At 65.4% G+C, this 7,299-nt stretch carries 2 protein-coding genes; both read left to right on the forward strand.

The features are described 5' to 3' along the window. Nucleotides 1–5,844 (forward strand): non-ribosomal peptide synthetase (locus JWQ61_RS13815; protein ID WP_304361030.1); only part of this gene is annotated, 5,844 nt, incomplete at its 5' end. Continuing rightward, nucleotides 5,841–7,299: condensation domain-containing protein (locus tag JWQ61_RS13820; protein ID WP_304361031.1), on the forward strand; the 1,459-nt coding region annotated here is incomplete at its 3' end. The genes JWQ61_RS13815 and JWQ61_RS13820, both read left to right, overlap by 4 nt.

Raw genomic sequence — 7,299 nt, forward strand, 5'->3', positions numbered from 1 at the left:
CTGGCGATCCAGTATGCCGACCATGCGGCCTGGCAGCGCCAGTGGCTGCAAGGGCCGCTGCTGCAACAGCAGCTTGGCGCAATAGTAAAACAACTGCGCGGCGCCCCCGAACTGGTCAACTTGCCCACGGATCGTCCGCGGCCGGCGCTGCAGGACTACCAGGGCGCCAGCATCGAGGTTGCCCTGGATGCCGGACTGAGCCAGGCGTTAAAAGAACTCGGCCGCAGGCATGGCGCAACCTTGTACATGATTGTGCTGGCGGCCTGGGCGGCCCTGGTGGCGCGGCTGAGCGGACAGTCGCAGGTTGTGATCGGCAGTTCCCATGCCGGCCGCAATCGGGCCGAGGTGGAGCCGCTGATCGGGTTTTTCATCAATACGCAAGCGCTCAAGTTCGACCTGGACGAAGCGCCCAGCGTTAAAGAATTGCTGGCGCAGGCCAGGAAAACGGCGTTGCAGGCGCAGCAGTTGCAGGACGTGCCGTTCGAACAGGTCGTGGAGGCCCTCAATCCGACACGTTCGATGGCCCACCATCCGCTGTTCCAGTTGATGCTGACCTGGCATAACACGCCACCGGTGAAGCTTGCCCTGGCGGACCTGTCGGTGGAGCGCGTGGACAGCCTGCCTGGCAGCGCGCAATTCGACCTGGCGCTGGACCTGGAAGAGGTCGGCGGGCATATCGCCGGCAAGCTGAACTACGCAACTGCCTTGTTCGATCCGGCCACGGTGCACCGCCACTGGGACTACCTGCAGGCGATGCTGCGCGGCATGGTCGCGGACGACGGGCAGGCTGTCGGCCGGATTGCATTGCTCGGCGACGCCGAACGCACGCAGCTGCTGCATGATTTCAACAATTCCGATCTCGACTATTCCACCGGCGCCCTGGTGCATGCACTGTTCGAACAGCAAGTAGCCGGGCGTCCAGAGGCGGTGGCGCTGGAACATGAGGGACGACAGCTGAGCTATGTGGCGCTCAACCGGCGCGCCAATCAATTGGCGCATTACCTGCGTCAGCTCGGTGTGCGGCCCGACGACCGTATTGCTCTGTGCCTGGAACGCGGCATCGACATGGTAGTTGCGGTGATCGCCACCCTGAAGGCCGGCGGCGCCTATGTGCCGCTGGACCCGATCCATCCCCGCCAGCGCCTGGCCCAGATGTTGGAAGACAGCGCGCCGGCCGTGCTGCTGACCCAGGCAAGCCTGCTCGGACGGCTGCCGCCTGGAAAGGCAGCCGTGGCGATAGACGAAACGCCATGGGAACAATCGCCCTGGGCCGCATGCCCCACGCACAATCCCGATCCTGCCGCGATCGGACTGGAGCCTGCGCACCTGGCATACGTTATCTACACTTCCGGCTCCACCGGCATACCCAAGGGCGTGATGGTGGAACATCGCCAGCTCAGCCATCAGGCGGCGGTCCTGAACGGCCTCTATGCATTCCAGCCGGAAGACCGGGTGCTGCAATTTTCCGCACTGAGCTTCGATGTCGCCGCGGAAGAAATCTTCGGCGCCTTGTTGCATGGCGCCACGCTGGTCTTGCGCAGCGATGCCTGGATCACCGATCCGCAGCGCTGGTGCCGGCTATGCGCTGACCACAGGCTGACCATCGCCAACCTGCCGACATTGTTCTGGCAGCGCCTGGCGCAGGAAGCAGATGTCGCCATCCCGCCGCAACTGCGCCAGATTGTCATCGGCGGCGATGCCGTAAGCGCGGCCGCAATCGAGGCATGGTGGCAGCGTAGCGGCCATCGTCCGGCGCTGAACAATGCCTACGGACCGACGGAAACCACGATCAATGCGACTGTCGCGCGGTGCGGGCCACAGGACGGCGTCGCCAATATCGGACGGCCGCTTGCCGGCGTCCGCATCTATCTGCTGGACGCCCACGGCCAGCCAGCGCCCATGGGCGTAGCCGGTGAAATCTGCATCGGCGGCGCCGGCGTCGCACGGGGGTACTTGCATCGTCCACAACTGACCAATGAACGTTTCGTCCGCGATCCGTTCGCGGGCAAGCCGGCAGCGCGCATGTACAAGACCGGCGACCTGGGCCGCTGGCGCGGAGACGGCAGCATCGAATTCCTCGGCCGCGACGATTTCCAGGTGAAGATCCGCGGCTTCCGTATCGAACTGGGCGAGATCGAAGCGCAACTGTCGCGCATCGCCGGCATACGCGAAGCGGTGGTGATCGCCCGCGAGGACAAGCCGGGCGAGCAGCGCCTGGTGGCTTACCTGGTCGCCGACACAGGCGCATCGCGGCCGGACCCGGCCCAGCTGCGAACCTTGTTGAGCGCGCAGTTGCCGGACTATATGCTGCCGGCGGCTTATGTGGCGCTGGAGGTTTTGCCGCTGACGCCGAACGGCAAGCTGGACCGCAGGGCGCTGCCGATGCCGGAGGGCGAGGCCTTCATCCGGCGTGTCTACGAGGAGCCGTCGGGCGAGACAGAGCAGGTGCTGGCGCAAATCTGGTCTGGCCTGCTTGGCGTTGAAAGGGTCGGCCGCCAGGACAGTTTTTTTGAGCTGGGCGGCCATTCGCTGCTGGCGGTGCGCCTGATCTCACAATTGCGCCAGCGCCTGGGCATTGAACTGCCGCTGGCCGCGCTGTTTACGCATCCGCAACTGGCTGAACTGGCGCGTGATGTCGCCGCAGCGGGGCAGAGCACCTTGAGCGCCATCACAGCGGCGGATCGTTCCAGGCCTTTGCCGCTGTCCCATGCCCAGCAGCGCTTGTGGTACGTCACGCAGATCGATGCGCAGGCGGGTTCCGCCTACCATATCCCCGGCGCCCTGCGGCTGCGCGGCGCGCTCGACCAGAAGGCGTTGCAGGCAGCCATGGATCGCATCGTCGAACGGCACGACATACTGCGGACCCGCTTCGTCAGTGTCGATGGACAGCCATGCCAGGTGATCGATGAACCGCGCGGCTTTCCCCTTGCGCACAGGGATTTTACAGGCGCCGGCGCCGATGAACTGAAGCGGGTTTACCGGCAGGAAGCGGTCGAGCCGTTTGACCTGGCGCGCGGTCCGCTGATCCGCGGCCGCCTGCTGCGCCTGGGCGACGACGATCATGTGCTGCTGCTGACCATGCACCATATCATTTCCGATGGCTGGTCCCTCAGCGTGCTGGCGCGGGAATTTTCTTCACTGTACCGGGCCATGCGCCATGGCGAAGCGGATCCGCTGCCGCCGCTGGCAATCCAGTATGCCGACTACGCGGTATGGCAACGGCAGTGGCTGCAAGGCCCGCTGCTGCAGCAACAGCTGCAATACTGGACCGGGCAGCTGCACGGCGCTCCCGGGCTGATCAGCCTGCCGACGGACCGGCCGCGGCCGGATATCCAGGACTATCGCGGCGCGTCGATAGACGTGGCGCTGGACGAAAAACTCAGCCGCGACCTGAAAATGCTTGCCCAGCGCCATGGCGCCACCCTGTACATGACAGTGCTGGCGGCCTGGGCAGTGGTGCTGGCGCGGCTCAGCGGACAGGCGCAGGTGGTGATCGGCAGTTCCGTGGCCGGCCGCAACCGCGCCGAGCTGGAATCTTTGATCGGCTTTTTCGTCAACACCCAGGCGCTCAGCTTCAAGCTCGACCAGCAATCCGATGTGCGTCAACTGCTGGCACAGGCCAGGCAGGTTTCCCTGCAGGCGCAAAACCATCGCGACCTGCCGTTCGAACAGGTAGTGGAAGCGATCAATCCGGTGCGGTCGATGGCCTACAACCCGATTTACCAGGTCCGGCTGGCATGGCAGAACACGCCAGAGACACGCCTTGAGCTGGAAGGATTGAGCTTCGAAAGCGTCGGCAGCGGCGCCGGCAGCGCGCAATTCGACCTGTCATTGGACCTGGAAGAAGCCGGCAATCGCATCGTCGGCCAGTTCAATTACGCCACTGCTTTGTTCGACCAGGCCACGGTGCAGCGCCACTGGGGTTACCTGCAGGCGATGCTGCGCGCCATGGCCTCCGACGACAGGCAGCTGGTCGGCCAGATTCCGTTGCTCGGCGACGCCGAGCGCAGCCGGCTGCTGCACACATTCAACGACAAGCGGCGCGCCTATCCCGCTGGCACACTGGTGCATGCCTTGTTTGAACAGCAGGCGGCCGAACATCCCGAAGCGATAGCGCTGGTATACGAAGACGGGCAACTGAGCTATGGCGAACTGAACCGCCGTGCCAACCAGCTGGCGCACCACCTGCGCAGCCTGGGCGTGCGGCCCGACGATCGCGTCGCCTTGTGCCTGGAACGCGGCCTGGACCTGGCGGTGGCGCTGATCGCCACGCTGAAGGCCGGCGGCGCTTATGTGCCGCTGGACCCGATCCATCCCGACCAACGCCTGGCGCACATGCTGGAAGACAGCGCGCCGGTCGTGCTGCTGACCCAGGCGCGGCTGCATGACAGGCTGCGCCTGCCGCAAGGGTGCACGGCGCTGGTGCTGGACGGCACGCCGTGGCAGCAATCGCCCTGGGCCGCGGCGCCGATACACAATCCCGATCCCGGTGCGGCTGGCCTGGACGCCTCGCACCTTGCTTATGTCATCTACACTTCTGGCTCTACCGGCACACCCAAAGGCGTGATGGTCGAGCACCGCAACGTGCTGACCTTCCTGCGCGGACTGGAAGAACGCATCCACGGCTTGCAGCCCGATTGCCGCCGCATTGCCTGGAATTCATCTTTCGGCTTCGACATGGCGGTCAAAGCCTGGGGCCAGCTGACCATGGGGCGCACGGTTTTCCTGGTTCCGGAAAACACCCGCCTCAGCGCGGACGCAATGCTCGGCTTCATCGAAAAACACGCTATCGACGCCATGGAGTGCACGCCGTCGCAGCTGCGCATGATGCTCGCTGCGGGTTTTCCACAGGCACGAGGACATACGCTGCGCAAGCTGCTGCTGGGCGGCGAAGCGATCGATGCAGCGACCTGGCGCACCCTGGTCGCGGTCGAGAACACCAGCTTCTTCAATATGTACGGTCCGACCGAATGCAGCGTCGACGCGGCTTGCGGACCGGTCGCTGGCGACATTCCGCAGATCGGCAGCGTGATGCCGAACGCCCGCATCTACCTGCTGGATGCGCACCGTCAGCCGGTGCCGCTGGGCGTGGCCGGCGAAATTTACATCGGCGGCGCCGGCGTCGCACGCGGTTATCTGCACCGGCCGGAATTGACGGCGGAACGGTTCCTCCACGATCCGTTCGCAGCTGCGGCCGCGGCGCGTATGTACAAGACTGGCGACCTGGGCCGCTGGCGCCAGGACGGCACGATCGAATACCTGGGCCGCAACGACTTCCAGGTCAAGATCCGCGGCTTCCGCATCGAACTGGGCGAGATCGAGGCCAGGCTGACGCTGCTGCCCGGCGTGCGCGAGGCAACCGTGGCGGCGCGCGAGGACACCACCGGCGATCAACGACTGGTAGCGTACGTGGTGCCGGATCCTGGCATGGAGATTCTCGATCCGGGCGAGCTGCGCGCGCAACTGAGCCAGCAGCTGCCGGACTACATGCTGCCGGCAGTCTACGTGACCCTGGCGGCGCTGCCGCTGACCGCCAACGGCAAGCTCGACCGCCAGGCCTTGCCGGCGCCGGACGGGCAGGGCGCGGCGCAGCAGGGCTACGAAGCGCCTGCCGGTCCGACAGAACAGGCGCTGGCGGCGATCTGGGGCGAGCTGCTCGGGGTCGAGCGGGTCGGGCGCCACGACAACTTCTTCGAACTTGGCGGCCACTCGGCGCTGGCGATCCAGCTGATCCACAACATGAGCGAAAAGCAGCTCCAGGTCGATGTGCAGATGATCTTCAACGCGCCGACCCTGGCCCACCTGGCCAGCGCCACCATTCAACTCGAGGAGATCGTGCTATGAGCGCGCGAGATTTGCTGGATACACTGGACGCCATCGGCATCGCCTTGCGGGTCGACGGCGACAAGCTGTCGGTGGTCGGCGACCAGAAACTGCTGGCCGACCGCGACCTGATCGCTTCGCTGCGCAGCCACAAGAGCGATCTCATCGCGCTGCTGCAGCAACGCGCCGCTGCGGATACGGTTGGTTACTCCATTCCCGAAGGGACGCAGCTCATCACTCCCGCCATGCTGCCGCTGCTTGAACTGGGGCCGGCGCAAATCGCAGCGCTGGCGCAAGCCACGCCCGGCGGCACAGCCAATATCCAGGATATCTACCCGCTGGCGCCGCTGCAGGAAGGCATACTCTTCCATCACCGCCTGCAAAGCGATAGCGACGCTTATGTACTGCCTACTCTGCTGCGCTTCGATAGCAGGCAACGGCTGGACCGCTTCGTGCAGGCGCTCAACCAGGTCATCGCCCGCCACGACATCTTGCGCACCGCGGTGCATTGGGAAGGCTTGAAGGAGCCGGTCCAGCTGGTCCGGCGCCAGGCCAGCCTTGCAATCCAGGCGCTAGTCCATGATGCCAATGCCGGCGACGCCATGAGCCAGCTGCAGGCGCATGCCGATCCGCGCCGTGTCCGCCTCGACGTGCGCCAGGCGCCGATGCTGCGCGCTTATGCAATGCCCGATGGTGCAACGCAATCCTGGCTGCTGCAGCTGCTGCACCATCACCTGGTGCTGGACCACACTGCATCGCAGCTGCTGGTGCAGGAAATCATGCTGATCCTGCAGGGCCGGCAGGCCGAGCTGGCGGTTCCCGTGCCGTTCCGTCGTTTCGTGGCGCAGGCGCGGCTAGGAATGGGATCGGCCGAACATGAAACCTATTTCCGCCGGGTGCTGGGCGATGTCGATCAGCCTACGGCGCCGTTCGGCCTGCTCGACGTCCAGGGCGACGGCAGCCAGGTGCGGCAAGCCAGGTCGCGCCTGGAGCCGGCTTTGGCGCAGCGTTTGCGGCAACAGGCGCAGGCCAGGGGCGTGAGCTGCGCCAGCCTGTTTCATCTGGCCTGGGCCAGGGCACTGGCGTGTTTCACCGGACGCGACGACGTGGTGTTCGGCACCGTGCTGTTTGGCCGCCTGCAAGGCGGCGCCGGAGCGGCACACGCCATGGGCATGTTCCTCAATACCTTGCCGCTGCGGGTGCGGCTGGACCAGCTCAGCGTCGAACAGGGGCTGAAGCAGACGCATGCCGCGCTGATCGAACTGCTGCAGCACGAACACGCGTCGCTGACCCTGGCCCAGCGTTGCAGCGGCCAGCCGGCGAACCTGCCGCTGTTCACCAGCTTGCTCAATTACCGCTACAGCCACGAAGGCGACGCAAGCAGTACAGCGATGGAAGGCATAGAGCACCTCGGCGGCCATGACCGCACCAATTATCCGTTTGTGCTCCATGTCGACGACCTCGGCGTAGGTTTCG

Origin of the sequence: Collimonas fungivorans, from assembly GCF_028292705.1 — a bacterium.
GTDB lineage: Bacteria > Pseudomonadota > Gammaproteobacteria > Burkholderiales > Burkholderiaceae_D > Collimonas > Collimonas fungivorans_B.